At 69.8% G+C, this 16,551-nt stretch carries 14 protein-coding genes; 3 read left to right on the top strand and 11 right to left on the bottom strand.

The genetic code is table 11. The features are described 5' to 3' along the window. Positions 1 to 40: 40 nt before the first annotated feature. The 3 genes from U4E84_RS09140 to U4E84_RS09130 form a co-directional block, all read right to left on the bottom strand. Positions 41 to 1,300, bottom strand: coding sequence for a magnesium transporter (locus U4E84_RS09140; protein WP_322531788.1), 1,260 nt, complete (start codon positions 1,298 to 1,300; stop codon positions 41 to 43). Between the two features lie 99 nt (positions 1,301 to 1,399). After that, complete coding sequence (gene uvrA, locus U4E84_RS09135; RefSeq protein WP_322531787.1) at positions 1,400 to 4,351, bottom strand: excinuclease ABC subunit UvrA; 2,952 nt, start codon at positions 4,349 to 4,351, stop codon at positions 1,400 to 1,402. A gap of 130 nt (positions 4,352 to 4,481) precedes the next feature. After that, positions 4,482 to 6,716 (bottom strand): twin-arginine translocase subunit TatC, encoded by a 2,235-nt coding sequence (locus tag U4E84_RS09130; protein ID WP_322531786.1) that lies wholly within the window; start codon positions 6,714 to 6,716, stop codon positions 4,482 to 4,484. 122 nt (positions 6,717 to 6,838) lie between these two features. Between U4E84_RS09130 and U4E84_RS09125 the strand changes: the two genes are divergently transcribed. The 3 genes from U4E84_RS09125 to U4E84_RS09115 all read left to right on the top strand — a co-directional run bounded on the left by U4E84_RS09125 (position 6,839) and on the right by U4E84_RS09115 (position 8,721). Next, on the top strand, positions 6,839 to 7,969 hold the full coding sequence (locus U4E84_RS09125; protein ID WP_322531785.1) for a twin-arginine translocase subunit TatC: 1,131 nt from the start codon (positions 6,839 to 6,841) through the stop codon (positions 7,967 to 7,969). 134 nt (positions 7,970 to 8,103) lie between these two features. Beyond that, positions 8,104 to 8,295 (top strand): hypothetical protein, encoded by a 192-nt coding sequence (locus tag U4E84_RS09120; protein ID WP_322531784.1) that lies wholly within the window; start codon positions 8,104 to 8,106, stop codon positions 8,293 to 8,295. Positions 8,296 to 8,508: 213 nt separating this feature from the next. Further along, positions 8,509 to 8,721: a hypothetical protein gene (locus U4E84_RS09115; protein ID WP_322531783.1), complete on the top strand. Its 213-nt coding sequence runs from the start codon at positions 8,509 to 8,511 to the stop codon at positions 8,719 to 8,721. 85 nt (positions 8,722 to 8,806) lie between these two features. On the opposite strand, the gene argF is transcribed toward U4E84_RS09115, so the two are convergent. The 8 genes from argF to argH form a co-directional block, all read right to left on the bottom strand. Continuing rightward, positions 8,807 to 9,706: an ornithine carbamoyltransferase gene (gene argF, locus U4E84_RS09110; RefSeq protein ID WP_322531782.1), complete on the bottom strand. Its 900-nt coding sequence runs from the start codon at positions 9,704 to 9,706 to the stop codon at positions 8,807 to 8,809. 80 nt (positions 9,707 to 9,786) lie between these two features. Next, complete coding sequence (locus U4E84_RS09105) at positions 9,787 to 10,989, bottom strand: [LysW]-lysine hydrolase (RefSeq protein ID WP_322531781.1); 1,203 nt, start codon at positions 10,987 to 10,989, stop codon at positions 9,787 to 9,789. After that, entirely contained in the window at positions 10,989 to 12,116 is a 1,128-nt protein-coding gene (locus tag U4E84_RS09100; protein ID WP_322531780.1) for an aspartate aminotransferase family protein, read from the bottom strand. The genes U4E84_RS09105 and U4E84_RS09100 overlap by 1 nt, the downstream gene beginning before the upstream one ends. Next, the gene (locus tag U4E84_RS09095; RefSeq protein ID WP_322531779.1) at positions 12,113 to 13,042 is read right to left on the bottom strand and encodes an acetylglutamate/acetylaminoadipate kinase; all 930 of its coding nucleotides are present in this window, start codon (positions 13,040 to 13,042) and stop codon (positions 12,113 to 12,115) included. The genes U4E84_RS09100 and U4E84_RS09095 overlap by 4 nt, the downstream gene beginning before the upstream one ends. Then, a complete protein-coding gene (argC, locus tag U4E84_RS09090) occupies positions 13,039 to 14,127 on the bottom strand; it encodes an N-acetyl-gamma-glutamyl-phosphate reductase (protein WP_322531778.1) in 1,089 nt (362 codons plus the stop codon). Before argC ends, U4E84_RS09095 begins: the two co-directional genes overlap by 4 nt. Next, positions 14,124 to 15,014 carry a lysine biosynthesis protein LysX gene (gene lysX / locus U4E84_RS09085; protein WP_322531777.1) on the bottom strand — a complete coding sequence of 297 codons (891 nt, stop codon included), beginning with the start codon at positions 15,012 to 15,014 and terminating at the stop codon, positions 14,124 to 14,126. Before lysX ends, argC begins: the two co-directional genes overlap by 4 nt. A 41-nt stretch (positions 15,015 to 15,055) precedes the next feature. Further along, positions 15,056 to 15,244 carry a lysine biosynthesis protein LysW gene (gene lysW / locus U4E84_RS09080; protein WP_123113496.1) on the bottom strand — a complete coding sequence of 63 codons (189 nt, stop codon included), beginning with the start codon at positions 15,242 to 15,244 and terminating at the stop codon, positions 15,056 to 15,058. Positions 15,245 to 15,493: 249 nt separating this feature from the next. Further along, on the bottom strand, positions 15,494 to 16,551 hold a 1,058-nt coding region (gene argH, locus U4E84_RS09075; RefSeq protein ID WP_322531776.1), incomplete at its 5' end, for an argininosuccinate lyase.

Below are 16,551 nucleotides of genomic sequence, written 5' to 3'. Positions count from 1 at the left end.
CCGGGTTCCAGCCTCGGCCGCAGCGCCCCGCCGCGAACGTTCAGATCAACACCGCCCGCGCCAGCCCGAGGAAGACGACGAAGCCCAACACGTCGGTCGCGGTCGTGATGAAGATGGTCGCCGACGTCGCCGGATCGTACCCGACTGTGTCGAGGACGAGGGGCGTGAGCGCGCCGAAGAACCCCGCGATGACGAGGTTCGCCACCATCGAGACGCCGATCACGGCGCCGAGCAGGACGCCGAACTCGCCGTACGAGAAGGCGGTCGAGACGACGGCGACCAGCGCGCCGGTGATGAGCCCGTTAGCCGCGCCGGCGATCGCCTCGTTGGCGACGACGCGCTTGCCGGTCGAAAGCGACACCTGCCCGAGCGAGATCCCGCGGACGGTGACCGCCATCGACTGCGTGCCCGCGTTGCCCCCCATCCCGGCCACGACCGGCATGTAGGCGGCGAGGATGGCGACGGCGGCGATCGTCGACTCGAACAGCCCGACCACGACCGCGGCCACGAACGCGGTGGCGAGGTTGAGGACCAGCCACTTGTACCGCCGCCGGACCTTCACGACGGGCCCGTCGAGAACGCTCTCCTCTTCGGCGACGCCCGTGAACTCGTACAGCGTCTCCCCGACCGTTTCGCCGAGCACCGTCAGGAGGTCGGTCGCGTAAATCGCGCCGAGGATGTCGTCGTCCTCGTCGAGCACCGCGACGGTCCGCCCGCTGTTCTGGCGGAACACCGTCAACACCTCCTCGTCGGCGCGGTCGTACCGGACCGACGGCGTCTCCCGCACGTAGTCGGTGATCGCGTCCGTCTCCGGATCGGCGGCTGAGAGCGCCGCGCCGGGCAGCTCGCCGAGGAGCACGTCGTCGTCGGTGACGAAAATCGTCGGCATCCGCCCCGTCCGCTCCTCGAAGCGCCGGACGCGTTCCGTCACCGCGTCGAAGGACCGATCGGCGTCGACGGTGACGTAATCCAGATTCATCACCCCGGCCGCGCTCTCCGGGTCGAACGACAGCAGGAAGTCGACCTTCTCTCGGCGGGCGGCGTCGAGCGTCGCGAGCAGCGTCTCTCGGGTCTCCCCGTCGACGTATCCGAGCACGTCCGTGACCTCGTCGGGATCGAGCCGGTCGAGGAACGACTCCAGCTCCGCCCGGCTCATGTCGGCCGCGACCGCGGCCCTGACGTCGGCCGTGAGCGCGAAGAAGGCGTCGCGCCACTCCCGCTCCGGCAGGGACGTGAACCGCTCTCCGGGCCTCGACGACATGGCGATCGCCGCCCGCGGATCCTCCGTCTGACTGCTCATGTACGAAAGGTACGGGAGTCACACAAAACGATACCGGGACCTCCGGGTGCGTTTCCCGCCCGTCGCCCGTCGCGTCCCGGTCCGCCTTCGTGCTCCCGCTCAGTCGTCGTCGGCGGCCGCCGGCTTCCGTCGGTCGTCCCGCGGCCCCGCGATGTCGACGTCGGGGAGCATGTCGCGGAGGTACCGCCCGGTGTGCGAGCCGTCGTCGCGGGCGACCCCCTCGGGAGTCCCCGCGGCGACGAGCTCGCCGCCGCCCTCGCCGCCCTCGGGGCCGAGGTCGATCACGCGGTCGGCGTTCTTCACCAGGTCCAGCTCGTGTTCGATGACGACCACGGTGTTGCCGCCGTCGACGAGGCGGTGGAGCACGTCGATCAGCTTGCGCTCGTCCTCCTTGTGAAGCCCCGTCGTCGGCTCGTCGAGCAGGTAGAGCGTGTCTCCCGTCGCCTTCTTGCCGAGCTCCTCGGCCAGCTTCACGCGCTGGGCCTCGCCGCCGGAGAGGGTGGTGGAGGGCTGGCCGAGCTCCATGTAGCCGAGACCGACGTCCTTCAGGAGCTTCAGTCGGCGCTGGAGCCCCCGGTGACTCTCGAAGAAGTCGTACGCCTCGTCGACGCTCATGTCGAGCACGTCCGAGATGGTCGCGCCCTTGTACGTGACGTCGAGCGTCTCGTCGTTGTAGCGCGCCCCGCCGCACTGCTCGCAGGGGACGTACACGTCCGACAGGAAGTTCATCTCGATCTTCACGGTCCCCTGGCCGCCGCACTCCTCGCAGCGTCCGCCCTTCACGTTGAACGAGAACCGCCCCTTCTCGTAGCCGCGCCGCTTGGCGAGCTTGGTCTCCGCGAACAGCTCGCGGACGTAGTCGAACACGTCGGTGTACGTCGCGGGGTTCGAGCGCGGGGTTCGGCCGATCGGCGACTGGTCGATCAGCCGCACCGTCTCGATCCGGTCCGTCCCGTCGATCCCGTCGTGCTCGCCGGGGTCGACCGAGGTGTTGTCGTTCATCTCGCGGACGAGCCCCTTGTACAGCACGTCGTGGACCAGCGTCGACTTCCCGGAGCCGGAGACGCCGGTGACGGTCGTCAGCGTGCCGAGCGGGATCGAGACGTCGAGGTCCTTGAGGTTGTGCTGGCGCGCGCCCCGAACCGTCAACTCGCCGTCCGGCTCCCGGCGCTCCTCGGGCACCGGGATCTCCTTCCGACCCGAGAGGTAGTCGGCGGTGACCGAGTCGTCGGCCGCGACGATGTCGTCGAAGTCGCCCTGCGCGACGACCTCGCCGCCGCGCTTGCCGGGGCCGGGCCCCATGTCGATGATCTCGTCGGCGCGGCGCATCGTCTCCTCGTCGTGCTCGACGACGACGAGGGTGTTGCCGAGGTCGCGCAGCCCGGTGAGCGTGTCGAGCAGGCGGTCGTTGTCGCGCTGGTGGAGCCCGATCGACGGCTCGTCTAAGACGTAGAGCACGCCCACCAGCCCGGAGCCGACCTGCGTCGCGAGCCGGATGCGCTGGCTCTCGCCGCCCGAGAGCGTCGACGCCTCGCGGTCGAGCGTGAGGTACTCCAGGCCGACCTCCTCCATGAAGCCGAGCCGCGCTCGGATCTCCTTTAAGATCTCCTCGGCGATCTTCGTGTCGCGCTCGCCGAGCCGCGCTTCCATCCCCTCGAAGTGCGCTCTGGCGTCGGCGATCGACAGCCGGTTCACCTCGGTGATCGGCGTACCGTCGACGAGGACGTGCCGCGACTGCTCTTTCAGGCGGGTGCCCTCACACGCCGGGCACGTCGTCACGGCCATGAACTCCTCGATGTGGTCGCGGGCGCGTTGCGAGTCCGTCTCGACGTGACGCCGCTCCAGGTTCGGGATGACGCCCTCGAACCGCTCGGTCTTCTCGCGGGTACCGTTCTTCGTGGTCCACTCGAAGTGGACGACGTCGTCGGTGCCGTAGAGGAACTGCCGCCGAACCGCCTCGTCCAGCTCCTCGAAGGGGGTCGAGAGCGAGACACCGAAGTGCTCGGCGACGTTGTCGAGCTGGCGGGAGTAGTAGGTGCGGTCGTAGCTCCACGGCTCGAACACGCGCTTCAGGGGCTTCGAGGGGTCAGCGATTACGAGGTCCTCGTCGACCTCCTTCGTGGAGCCGATCCCCTCGCACTCGGGGCAGGCGCCGTACGGGCTGTTGAACGAGAACGAGCGCGTCTCGATCTCGGAGAACTGGAAGTCGGAGTTGGGGTTGCCGAGCTCCTCGGAGAACTCGACGACCAGCCGGTCGTCGCCGTCGGCGTCCTCCGCGAGCGACCCGGTCGAGCGCGTGTTGGAGGCGAAGGGCACGTCCTCGGGCGGGTCCGGGACGATCAGCTTGAGCGCGCCGCCCGCCTCCTCTAAGGCGGTCTCGACGGAGTCGGTGATCCGCGAGCGGGCGTCGGGCGACACCCGGACGCGGTCGACGATCACGTCGATCGTGTGGTCGTAGTTCTGGTCGAGGTCGGGCGAGTCGAGCGTCAGGTCCATCGGTTCGCCGTCGACCTCGACGCGGGCGTACCCGTCGCTCACGAGCTCCTCGAACAGCTCCTCGAAGGCGCCCTTCTGGTCGCGGACCACCGGCGCGGCGACCTTCGCGCGGGTCCCCTCGGGGAGCTCGAGGATCTGTGCCACCATGTCCTGTGCGGACTGCTCGCCGACCTCCTCGCCGGTGATCGGGTCGTACTGGGTGCCGATCCGGGCGTACAAGAGCCGGAGGTAGTCGTGCAGCTCGGTGACGGTCCCCACGGTCGAGCGGGGGTTGTTCGCCGCGTTCTTCTGGTCGATGGAGATCGCGGGCGAGAGCCCCTCGACGGCCTCCACCTGCGGTTTGTCCATCTGTCCGAGGAAGTTGCGGGCGTACGCCGACAGCGACTCGATGTAGCGGCGCTGTCCCTCGGCGTAGACGGTGTCGAACGCGAGCGACGACTTCCCCGACCCGGAGAGGCCGGTGACGACGGTGAACTCCTCGCGCGGGATCCGGACGTCGAGGTCCTTGAGGTTGTGCTCCTCGGCGCCGCGGACCTCGATGTAGTCCTTGCTCATCTCGTCCGCTCTTTGCGGGCGCGCGCGGGAATACCCGTCGGTTTCGGCGGAATCGCCTCGTCTGTTTCGACGAGATCTCAGCCGCCGGCCGGTGCGGCAGCGGCCGTCACGCGGCGACGGTCTCGCCCCCTCAGCGTCCGATCGCCTTCGAGGGAGGCGAGAGGTTCCGTCGACCCCCCAGCGTGACGAGGAACAGGACCCCGATGCCGACGCCGTACGCCGCCATCAGCGGGAGCGTCGCGAGGAACATCGTGATCACGTCCGCGGGGGTGAACACCGCGGCGAACAGCATGATCCCGATCGTGACCTCGCGCCACCGGCTCCGGAACGTCCGGTAGGGGACGCCGGCCTTGTTCAACAGCACCATCGCGATCGGGATGTCCGCGAGGAACCCGATCCCGATCGTCGTGTAGATGACGAGCCAGAGGAAGTCGCTCACCTGGTAGGTGATCACCATGTCGGCCAGCCGCGCGTCGGTGACGAGCCAGCCGATGAGCCCGGGCGCGATGTAGGCGTAGCCGAGCGCGAAGCCGCCGAGCATGCCACCGAACAGCGCGCCGGTCCAGAGGTACACCTGCCAGATCCGCCCGGCCACGAAGCCGCGCTCGCGCAGGGCCGGCCACGCGTAGTAGAGCACGACCGGGAACACCGCGAGGAGCCCGACCAGGACGGAGAACTTCACCATGAATATCAGCGCCTCGACCGGGTGGAGCGTGATGATGTTGATCCCGCCCTCGATCTCGGCCGGGACGCGCGATTCGAGGTCGTTGCGCACCGTCGCGAGTCCGCCGAGGTACAGCCACGTGAACACGGCCGCCATCACGGAGCCGAAGACGGCGACGAGACGGAACGACCGCGAGCGCAGCGAGTCGAAGATGAACTTCAGGTCCGTGTAGTAGCCGCCGATGTCGTCTTCCGCCTCCTCCTCGTCGCCGTCGGTGAACTCGGAGAGGAACGTTGAGCTCGCCCGGGAGGTCCGGTTCTGCATCGTGCCCATCAGGCCGCCTTCGCCCCCCGCGTCGCCGGCCGCGGCGGAGCCGTCGGCGTTGCCGGCGCTCGCGTCGCCTGCGTCGCCTGCGTCGCCCTCCCCGCTCTCGCTCACCTCGTCGAAGCGGTCGAGGATCGCCTGCGCCTTCTCCGGGTCGTCGTCGTCGATCGCCGCCTGCGCGAGCGCGAGCGACTCCCCTTCGTCCATCGCCGCGAAGGCCTCGTCGGGGGCGGCGCGCACGCCGGCGGCGTCGAGTTCGCCCACGTCGATGGCAGTCGGGTCGCCGTACTGGTACCCCGCGCTCGTCGTGTCGAGGTCGGCGTAGACGGCCCACAGCGTCGCGACGGCCGCGAACGCGAGCGCCCAGGCGACGGCGTAGCCGGTCGTCGCCGTCACGGGATCGGTACCGAGTCCGGCGCCGGGTTCGAGGAACCGCCAGCTGCTGCCGGTCAGCCGGAGGAGGTCGTTGACGGCGGTCCGACCGCCGTACTCGTAGAAGGCGTACACGAGCCCGCCGCCGAGGACGGTCGCGCCGCCGACGACGTTCCAGTGGTTCCGGATGGCGCCGAGCACGTTGATGCCGTCGGGGCTCCGCTGCGCCGTGACGACGAGCTTCGCGAGGTAGAGGCTGAAGCCGTACAGCGCGGTCAGGGGGAACGCCCACATCAGCTGAGTGAACGGGTCCGGCGGCGAGAACATCGCACCGAACACGAAGATGAGGACCACCGCGTGGCGCCACTTGTCGCGGAACGTCTCGTACTGGACGATCCCGGTGTACGAGAGCCCGGTGACGAGAAGCGGCATCTGTCCGGCCAGCCCGAACGACAGCGAGAGGAAGACGATGAACTCCGTCCACATCACGATGGAGTAGGTGGGCTCGATCCCGGCCTCCAGCCCGAAGCCGGCCAGGAACGAGAACATGAGCGGGAAGAACGCGTAGATGCCGTACGCGACGCCGAAGCTGAAGAGGCCGACGCCGAGGAGTCCGAGGAGGGCCAGCTTCCAGCGCGAGACCGGCGACTGCGGCCACGCGCCGCGGGCGCGGAGCTCGTCGCGAGAGACGTAGACGAGCGGGGGTATCGCGGTGATCGCGCCGACGATCAGCCCGATCTTCGCCTGGAGGAGGATCACCTCGAACGGAGTGGTCGCGATGACGTCGGCCTCCGCGGCGACCGCGGGGGACATGTTCGACTTCGTGACGTTGTACAGGAACTCCCAGACGTACATGCGGAGCGCCCAGAACGTCGCGAGGAATCCCAGCAGGAAGACGACGAACACCTTCTGAAGGTCCTTCTGGATCGACCGGAGGAACACCTTCGCCGACTCGCGTCCCTCCGCGAGCGACTGCTGGGTGTCCTCGTCGAGGGCACTCGCCATACGGGAGGGAACGTCCGTCGCCGTTATCAACCTTTTTCAACGGCCTCGGCGGCCGCGATCTTCGATTCGGCTCGGCTCCATCCGAAAAGGCCTATAATCACCCGGTGGCGTAGAAGAAGTGAATGGACGACTCGGACCGGTCGCGTGACGAGCCATCGGCCCCCGAGGACGACTCGGTCGCCGCCGCCTCCAGCGGTGACGGCGCCGAGACGGAGGGAGACGCCCCCGACACGGTCGCGTCGGACGCCGGGGAGTCGCGGTCGACCGCCCCGGACGCGTCCGAGGCCGACGATGGTAGTGGAGAGTACGAGGACGACGAGGAGCAGGAGGACGATGAGGAGCAGGAGGACGTCGAGAAGCGCGACGCGGCGGCGGAAGATCCGGACGCGGAAGAGACCGACGGGGGAACGCCGGCGACGACCGGGGACGCCGCCGACGCCGTGACCGTCGAAGGCGCCGCCGACGCTGCGACCGTGGAGGACACCACCGTCGTCGAAGACGACGCGACCGACGACGAGTTCACGGGATTAGACGCCCCGGAGTCCGACGAGGAGATGCCGCTCGCGGATCACATCGAGGAGATGATGCGGCGGCTCGCCGTCGTGTTCGCCATCGGCGGGCTGGCGACGCTCGTCGTCGTGACGGAGTCGACGGAGCTCATCAACTACTTCTGGAGCTACCACATCCCGGCGCCGCTGGAGAACCGACCGCGGCTGTACGGCCCCCTCGAACTCCCGCTCACGCGGCTCAAGGTCGCCGGTCTCGCGGGCGTCGTGGTCGGGCTCCCCGCGTTCGTCTACCAGACGTACCGGTTCATGAAGCCCGGCCTGTACGAGAACGAGCGGCGTTACTACCTCGCGGCGGTCCCGACGAGCCTCGTGCTCGGCGGGATCGGGATCGCGTTCGCGCACTTCCTCGTGTTGCCCGCGATCTTCTCGTATTTCACCACCTACACCTCCGACGCCGCGACGATCGCCTTCGGCCTCGCTGAGACGTTCAACCTGATCGTCATCATGCTCGCGTTCATGGCGATCGTCTTCCAGATCCCGCTTTTCATCATGCTCGCGATCATGATGAACCTCGTCACCCGCCAGTGGCTGGAGGCGAAGCGGCTGCTGTTCTGGGGGGCGTTCCTCGGGATCGCGTTCCTCTTCAGCCCCGACCCGACCGGGATGGCGCCCATCATCGTGACGCTCACGATGATCGTCCTATACGAGGGGACGCTGGCGATACTGCGCTGGACCGGGAACTGATCGCGATTCTGGTTCCACAGGCGCGTCGCCGTCGCAGCGAATCTTCGGGACTCAGATCGGTCGTGTGTCGCTGATCGGTTCCGTCGAACCGCATCGTGCGCACACCTATACGTTGTACCGTGCTAGAGCGGCTCATGCAGGAGTTCACCCTTCGAGCGGACGACACCGGAACGATCGAACTCGTCTGCGAGCGGAGCGACGAAGAGGCCCCCGCGCCTCGCGTGCGCTCGTTCGCCGGACGCGACGAGTTCGGGCTGCTCGTCGACGACCTGACGCCCGGAGAACGAGTACTGCTGTTCGTCGACGACGCCCACTTTGAACAGTAGCGCCGAGCGTCACTTCCGTCTCCGGCGCTCGGTATGACGTGCCCGCTCTCCAATCGCCGGCTGCGAGAGGGATCGGCCCCTCGCCGTTCACGGCTCCCCGCGGCGTTCACCGGAACGACATTTATACGCCTCTACATCGACCGTTCACTGGCCATGTCCAAGGATATGTTTACAGAACCGGGGGAGAGCGGCGACGGATGGGTCGATGTTCGAATGACGAATCCGGAAAAAGGGGAGTGGGATATCGACCTCGTGGTCGTCGACGGCCGGGTCGACTACGTCGACGTACGCATTCGGCCGGACCTGCTCGGTGCGTTCGTGGACTGTCTCATCGGCGATCTCGGCGAAGACCGGGCCGGTCGTCTGCTGGCGGGGATCGCCGAACGGAACGGCATCGACCTCGCCGCCCGTCCTGAAGACGAGTGACCGCGGACCGAGCGACGCCCGATACTAACACGCCGTCTCTTCCCGCGCTCGACGGAGTTCGACGGGCGAGTGACTTCCGCCGCTCTCACTCCCCGCCGAGCAACTCGACGAGCAGCGCGTTCTGCGCGTGCATCCGGTTTTCGGCCTGGTCCCACACCAGGGCGCGGTCCGACTCCAACACGTCGTCGGTGATCTCCTCGCCGCGGTGCGCGGGCAGGCAGTGCATCACCTTCACGTCCGTGCCGGCGAGCAGATCGCCGTTCACCTGAAACCCGTCGAAGGCGGCGAGCTTCTCCTCGCGTTGGTCCTCCTGTCCCATCGAGATCCAGACGTCCGTGTAGACGACGTCGGCGCCGTCGATCGCGGCGGCGGGGTCCGTCGTCGGCTCCACGTCCGCGCCGAACTCGGCGGCGCGGTCGAAGACGGCGGGGTCCATCCCGTAGTCGGCGGGGGTGGCGACGGAGACGTCGATCCCGGCCATCGCCGCGCCGACGACGAACGACTGCCCGACGTTGTTGCCGTCGCCGACCCACGCGACCGTCGCGTCCTCGCCGACCGTCTCGCGGATCGTGAGGAGGTCGGCGAGCGTCTGGCAGGGGTGCGCCTCGTCGGTGAGCCCGTTGATCACGGGACAGTCCGCGTACGCGGCGAGCGTCTCGACGTCGGCGTGGTCAAAGAGTCGAGCCATCACCCCGTCGACGTACCGACCGAGCACCCGGGCGGTGTCGCGCAGCGGCTCGCCGTGCCCGAGCTGGATGTCGTCCGGCCCGAGGAACATCGCGTGGCCGCCCAGTCTGGTCATCCCCGTCTCGAAGGAGACCCGGGTGCGGGTCGAGGGCTTCTCGAAGATCATCCCGAGGGTCGCGTCGTCGAGTCGGGGGTCGGTCTCGCCCGCCTTCATCGCGGCGGCGCGCTCCAGCAGGGCGTCCAGTTCGGCGGGCGTCACGTCGTCGATGTCGAGGAAGTCGTCGGTGGCGAGTGGCATCGTGGGTGGGTGGTGGTGTGGTGTGCGGGTGGTGGTGTGCTGTCGTTCGAAAACGCGTGTCGGGGTGACGAGACGGTGCGTTACAGTCGCTCGCGGCAGACGTCGGTCAGGACGGTCACGGCGCGGTCCAGCTCGGAGAGCGGGAGCCGCTCGTCCGGCGCGTGGTCCAGGTCGGAGTTCCCGGGGCCGTAGGTGACCATCGGGCAGTCCCACGCGGCCGCGAAGAGGTTCATGTCGCTCGTGCCGGTCTTCCGCAGCAGTCGGACGTCGCCGCCCGCGGACCGGATCGCGACGCGGAACGCCCGCGCCAGCTCCGTCCGGGGGCTCTCCATCACCGGCGGCATCGGCTCGCCCCAGTGGACCGAGCCGGTCGAGAGCTCCGCCTCCGCGAGCTCGTGGACCTCGTCGACCGGGCGGGCGGGCGGGATCCGCAGCTGGACGTCCATCGTCGTCTCCACGGCGAGCCCGTCGTCGCTCAGCCCGCCGTCAATCGAGATGGGCTTGGTCGTCACTTGGTCGAACACGGCGGTCTCCGAGTCGTCCGGGGTGAACGCCTCCTCGACGCCGTGCCACCAGTCGATCGCGTGCTGGATCGCGTTCGGCTCCGGCCGCGAGGAGTGGCCCGACTCGCTCGTGTTCACGTACGTCCCCTCCAGCAGCCCGCGGTAGCCGAGCGTGATCCCGGTCCAGCCGGAGGGCTCACCGTTGATCACCGCCGCCGGCGCGTCGCGGTCGCCGATGAGGTGCCGCGCGCCGCCGGAGTCGACCTCCTCGCGGACGACGCCCGCGAAGGAGACGCCGGTCTTCACCGCCGCGACCGCCATCGCGACCAGCGGCCCCGTCGCGTCGACCGTCCCGCGGCCCCACAGCACGGGCTCGCCGGGCTCGCCGACGCGGACCTCGGACGGGTCGGGCAGCTCGCCCTCGGGCGGTGCCGGCCGCACCTCGACCGGGATGTCGCCCGGCACCGTGTCGACGTGCGAGGTCAGGAGGACGGCGTCGTTCGCGGGCGCCCGGACGTTGCCGACCTCGTCTATCCAGGCCTCCCGGCCGTTCGCCTCGAAGAAGTCGACCAGCCGCTCCGCCGCCCGCTCCTCCTCGCCCGACGGCGAAGGGATCGACACCATGTCGTACAGCAGCTTCCGGGCCGGCGTGTCGCAGGCCGCGGGGTAGCCGCCGCCCGCGACGACGTCGGTTCCGGCCGCGGACGAGTCGGTCGCCGCCTTCGCCTCGCCGCCCGCCTCCGTCTCCTCGTCGCTCTCGCGTCCCTTGCCGGTCGCCATCACCCGATCACCTCCGCGAGGGCGTCCACGACCGCGTCGGCGTGGTCGCGCTCGATCGTGAGCGGCGGCAGGAGGCGTAACACGGTCCGGCCCGCGGGGAGCGCGAGGATCTGGTGATTCAACGCCAGCTCCCGCAGCAGGCGGTTCGACCCGCGCTTCACCTCGATCCCGATCATCAGTCCGTCGCCGCGCACGTCGCGGATCTCGTCGCCGAGGCGCTCCTCGATCTGTCCGCGGAGGTAGGATCCCACCTCGGCGGCGTGACCGGGGAGCCCCTCGCGCTCGATGACGTCGAGGGTGGCGCCCGCGGCCGCGGAGACGACCGGACCGCCCGAGAACGTCGAGCCGTGGTTGCCGGCGTCCTCGGCGATCCAGTCGCGACACAGCGTCGCGCCGATCGGGAGCCCGCTCGCGAGCCCCTTCGCGGTCGTGAGCACGTCCGGGACGACGTCGTGTCCCTCCGCCGCCCACAGCGAGCCGGTGCGGCCGAGCCCGGTCTGGATCTCGTCCAGTATCATCGCCGCACCCGCCTCCTCCGTCGCCTCGCGGACGGCCCGCAGGTACGCCGTCTCGGCGGGGTTGATTCCGCCCTCGCCCTGCAGGGGCTCCAATATCACCGCGGCGGTCTCGTCGTCGACCGCGTCGCGCATCGCCCCCGCGTCGCCGTACTCGACGAACTCGACGCCGCCGGCGAGCGGCTCGAACCCCTGCTTGTACTTCTGCTTCCAGGTGGTCGCGAGCGACCCCATCGTCCGGCCGTGGAACCCCTGGGTCGTCGCGACGATCTTCTCCCGGCCCGTCGCGTGCCGGGAGAACTTCAGCGCGGCCTCGTTGGCCTCCGTACCGGAGTTACAGAGCCAGACCCCGTCGACGTCGCCGGGGCCCGCCTCGGAGAGCCGCTCGTACAGCGCCGTCCGCGCCGCGTGCGGGTACGACGCCTGCACGTACAGCAGCTCCTCCAGCTGGTCCGTCGCGGCGTCGACGACCTCGGGGTGGCAGTGGCCGACCGGCGTACAGGCGTAGCTCGCGCCGAAGTCGAGGTACTCGGTGCCGTTCGCGTCGGTGAGATACACCCCGTCGCCGGAGGCGATCTCGATCGGTTTCTCGGAGAAGACGAAGCCGCTCACGCCGTCTCCCCCTCCGTTTCGGTCCGTTCTGCAACTGCAGAGCGGTTAATCGTCGTCCCCGCGCCGCCGAGCGCGGCGACGATCGGATCGGCGGCGTTGGCATCGGCGACGACGACGCGCCCGGAGCCGCCCGAGAGCGCCTCCTTCGCGGCCATTACCTTCTTGCCCATGAAGCCCTCCGCGGCGTCCTCGACGGCCGCCAGCTCGTCCGGCGTCGTCGCCGACTCGATGAGCGTGTCGGGGTCGTCCGGATCCGCGTACACGCCCGCGACGTCGGTGAGCAGGACGAGGTCCGCGCCGAGCGCGCCCGCGACCGCGGCGGCCGCCCGGTCGGCGTCGGCGTTGACCGGGGTGACGCCGCCGTCGCTCTCTCTCCCCTCCATCGGGGGCGAGACGACGGGAGTGTAGCCGTCGGCGAGGAGCCCGGAGAGGAGGTCGGCGTTCACCGACTCGATCCGACCGGAGTGCTCGCCGCGGCGGATCTTCTTCTTCCCGTCCTCGACCACGCGGACCGCCGACTTGCGGGGCCCCGAGAGGAGCCCGCCGTCGACGCCCGAGAGTCCGACCGCGTCGACGCCGGCCTCGCGGAACCGCGCCGTCAGCTCGGTGTTGAGTTTGCCGGCCATCGCCATCGTGAACGCCTCCATCGTCTCCGCGTCGGTGAACCGGCCCGTGACGCCGGAGGCGGACTCGACGTACTCCGGCTCCATCCCGAGCCGCTCGATCGTCTGGTCGACGACCGTCGAGCCGCCGTGGACGACGACGACCGGGCGCCCGTTGACGGCGAGGTGCGCGACGTCGCCGACCGCGCCGGCCGGGTCGACCGCCTTCGCGCCGCCGATCTTGACGACGACCGGGGGCTCGTCGGGGATCTCCGTTCCGCCGTCCGCGCTCGCGCCGCCGGCGTCGGTCGACTCCCCGCTCATGGCGACCCCACCGGGTGGAGCCCCTGGAACTCGAGGCCCGCGGTCTCGGGCAGTCCGAGCGCGACGTTCGCCGCGTGGACCGCCTGTCCCGCGGACCCTTTCATCATGTTGTCGATCGCCGAGAAGACGACGACGCGCCGGTTGCCGGGGTCGAGTTCGAAGCCGACCTCGGCGTGGTTCGTCCCGGCGACGGACTTCGGCTCGGGGTAGCGGTAGACGCCGCCCCCGCCGGAGACGATACGCACGAACGGCTCGTCGGCGTACGCGCCGCGGTACGCCCCCCACAGGTCCCCCTTCGAGACGGGTCCGTCGGGGAAGACGTGGCAGGTCGCGCTCGCGCCGCGCACCATGTCGACCGCGTGGACCGTGAAGGAGACCGAGAGACCGAGGTACGCCTCGATCTCCGCCTCGTGGCGATGCCCGGTCGGGGCGTACGGGCGCACCACGCCGGAGCGCTCCGGGTGCGAGGAGGCCGCGCCGCCGCCGGCGCCGCCCTCCGAGGAGCCGACCTTCACGTCGACGACGACCTCGCCCGCGTCGGGGCCGAGCGCGCCCGCGTCCACGAGCGGCTTCAGCCCGAGGATCGTCGCGGTCGCGTTACAGCCCCCGCCGGCGATCAGATCGGCGCCGGGGAGGTTCTCGCGGTTGATCTCGGGGAGCGCGTACTCCGCGCGCTCCAGGTACTCCGGCGACTCGTGGCCGTCGTACCACTCGTCGTAGGCGTCGGCCTCGGGCAGCCGGAAGTCCGCGGAGAGGTCGACGACCGTGTCGGCGGCCTCGAAGTACTCGTCGATCCGCCCCATCGAGACGCCGTGGGGCGTCGCCGAGAAGAGGACGTCGACGGACTCCAGGTCGTCGGGATCCGAGAAGCGCAGGTCGAGCCCGCGCAGGTTCGGGTGCGAGCGCCCGACGGTCATGTTGTCGGCCGACCGCGACGTCGCCTGCACGACCTCGAAGTCGGGGTGACCGGCGAGGATCCGCAGCAGCTCGCCGCCGGTGAAGCCGGTGCCGCCGACGACGCTCGCGGTGTACGTCTCGTCGGGGCTCGCGTCCGCCGACGGCTCCGTCTCGTCGCCGACGCTCATGGTGCGACCTCCTCGCTCTCGTCGGCCCACGCGGCCGCCTTCGCCTCCAGCCAGTCGACGACCCCCGCGGGGACGTCGACGTCGGTGGCCGAGTCGAGCGCCTTGAACTCGACCGTGTGGTTCACCTCGTGGACGGTGTACTTGCTGGAGTCGGATCCCCCAACTTCCATCAGGTCGACGCCGAGCAGCCCGCCGCCGACCGCGTCGCTGGCGCGCTCGACCAGCTCGATCGCCCGGTCGTCGAGGTCGAACGACCTCGTCTCGCCGCCCTTCGCGGCGTTCGTGAGCCAGTGGTCGGACGAGCGCGTCATCGCGGCGATCGGCTCGCCGTCGACCGCCAGCACGCGGACGTCGCGGCCGGGCTTGTCGACGAACTCCTGGACGTAGAACACCTTGTGCTCGTAGTGGCCGAGCGTCTCCTTGTGCTCTAAGATCGCCTCGGCCGCGTTCCGCGAGTCGATCTTCGCCATCAGCCGGCCCCACGAGCCGACGACGGGCTTGAGCACGCAGGGGTAGCCGAACGACTCGATCGCCTCTAAGGCGGCGTCCTTGGTGAACGCGACCTCGGTCGCCGGGGTCGGGACGTCCGCCTCCGCGAGCGCGAGCGAGTTCTTCGCCTTGTCGGCGCAGATTTCGCCCGTCTCGGGCGAGTTCACGACCGGAACGCCGTAGCTGTCGAGGAACCGCGTCGCGTACAGCGACCGGCTCGTCGACAGACAGCGGTCGACGACGATGTCGAGGCCGTCGACGTCCGCCGTCGTCGACTCCAGGCCGAACCGCTCCTTCCGGACGTCGATCTTCTCGACCTCGTGGCCCCGGTCGCGGAGCTCGTTGAGCAGCAGCTTTTCGTCCTTCCGGATCCGGGAGTAGAGGATCCCTACGCGCATGTCGACCACTCGCGTGTCTCGACCGCGGCGATCGTCGCCATCTACTCGCCCCAGTCCTCCTCGAGTTCGGGCGCCTCCTCCAGCGTGACGGGGTCCAGCGAGATGACCTCCAGCTCGGTCCCGGTGACCGGACTGTCGATGATCTCGCCGACCTCGACGTCGGCCGGAAGCTCGATCTCCTCGCCCGTGATCGGGTCCTCTGCCAGCAGCGTGTCGGTGTCGCTCGTCATCGTGCCAGACACTCGGCCACGAACGGGCATAAAGGCTTCGAACTTATCGGATAAATTACATAAACTGGATCGGCCGCTAACGGAAGCAGATCGACGAAATAACGCCGTATCGAGATCGGATATCAGATCTCGGTAGTAAGTGAGTCCCCTTACGGGGACGGTCGTCGGCGTCGGTCGGGGTGGGCCCGACCGGGACGCCACCGATCTGATCGGCGCCGATCGAGCCGATCGCTCGGTGACCGTCGCGGCTCAGACATAGGCGTCGACCTCCGCGCCCAGCGCCTCGCTCGCGGCGGCGAGCCCGTCGCGTTTCTCCGCCAGCGCGGCGCCGTCGTCTTCGATCTCGGCCTCCACGGCGGTGATGTCGTCGGCGACCGCCGCGGGGGCCGGTCCCCCGGCGGAGTCGCGGCTCGCGACGCTTGCGGCCGGGTCGAGCGCCGACTCCACGTCCTCGCGGCTCACGTACGCCGAGAGGGCCTCGCCCGTGATCTTTCGAGCGGCCTCGTCAACTTTTGCGGCTGCCTCGGCGGCCGAATCGCCGTCGGCGACCGTCTCCGCGGCGGTCGCGACGATCTCGTGGGCCGTCCGGAACGGCATCCCGCCCATCGCGAGGAGGTCGGCGACGCCCGTCGCCGTTGAGAACCCCTCGCCCGCGGCGTCCGCGAGCGCCGCCTCGTCCCAGTCGGCGGTCGCGACCGCGCCCGCGGCGACCGCGGTCGCCTCCCGCACGTCGTCGGCGATCTCGAACACGCCCGCGTGGGCGCGCTGGAGGTCGCGGTTGTACGCGCGCGGGAGCCCCTTGAGGAGGCTCAGCGTTCCCGCCGCCTCGCCGATCGCGTCGCCGGCGACGCCGCGGGTCAGCTCCAGCGTGTCGGGGTTCTTCTTCTGGGGCATGATCGAGGAGGTGGAGGCGTACGCGTCCGACAGCTCCACGAACCCCTTGTTCGAGAAGAGGATCAGGTCCTCGGCGAGTCCCGACAGCGTCGTCGCGAGCGTCGCGCACGCGGTCGCACCCTCCGCGAGGAAGTCGCGCGCGGAGGCCGCGTCCGTCGAGTTCCGGACCGTCCCGTCGAACCCGAGCAGCTCCGCCGTCCGGTCGCGGTCGACGTCGAACGGCGTCCCCGCGAACGCGGCCGCGCCGAGCGGCGACCGGTTGACCCGCTCGTACGCGTCGAGCAGGCGCGCGGTGTCGCGGGCGATCCCGCCCTCGTAGGACAGGAGGTAGTGCGCGACCGTCGTCGGCTGGGCCGGCTGGGGGTGCGTGTACCCGGGCATCACGGTCTCGGCGTGCTCGGTCGCCACCTCGA

It is taken from the genome of Halorubrum sp. AD140, assembly GCF_034497445.1.
In the GTDB taxonomy this organism is placed as follows: Archaea; Halobacteriota; Halobacteria; order Halobacteriales; family Haloferacaceae; genus Halorubrum.
This window is presented reverse-complemented; position numbering and strand designations above follow the sequence as displayed.

Coding starts and splice junctions, on each gene's coding strand:
- U4E84_RS09140 (WP_322531788.1), bottom strand. CDS start 1,300: ATGAGCAGTCAGACGGAGGATCCGCGGGCGGCGATCGCCATGTCGTCG.
- uvrA (WP_322531787.1), bottom strand. CDS start 4,351: ATGAGCAAGGACTACATCGAGGTCCGCGGCGCCGAGGAGCACAACCTC.
- U4E84_RS09130 (WP_322531786.1), bottom strand. CDS start 6,716: ATGGCGAGTGCCCTCGACGAGGACACCCAGCAGTCGCTCGCGGAGGGA.
- U4E84_RS09125 (WP_322531785.1), top strand. CDS start 6,839: ATGGACGACTCGGACCGGTCGCGTGACGAGCCATCGGCCCCCGAGGAC.
- U4E84_RS09120 (WP_322531784.1), top strand. CDS start 8,104: ATGCAGGAGTTCACCCTTCGAGCGGACGACACCGGAACGATCGAACTC.
- U4E84_RS09115 (WP_322531783.1), top strand. CDS start 8,509: ATGACGAATCCGGAAAAAGGGGAGTGGGATATCGACCTCGTGGTCGTC.
- argF (WP_322531782.1), bottom strand. CDS start 9,706: ATGCCACTCGCCACCGACGACTTCCTCGACATCGACGACGTGACGCCC.
- U4E84_RS09105 (WP_322531781.1), bottom strand. CDS start 10,989: ATGGCGACCGGCAAGGGACGCGAGAGCGACGAGGAGACGGAGGCGGGC.
- U4E84_RS09095 (WP_322531779.1), bottom strand. CDS start 13,042: ATGAGCGGGGAGTCGACCGACGCCGGCGGCGCGAGCGCGGACGGCGGA.
- argC (WP_322531778.1), bottom strand. CDS start 14,127: ATGAGCGTCGGCGACGAGACGGAGCCGTCGGCGGACGCGAGCCCCGAC.
- lysX (WP_322531777.1), bottom strand. CDS start 15,014: ATGCGCGTAGGGATCCTCTACTCCCGGATCCGGAAGGACGAAAAGCTG.
- lysW (WP_123113496.1), bottom strand. CDS start 15,244: ATGACGAGCGACACCGACACGCTGCTGGCAGAGGACCCGATCACGGGC.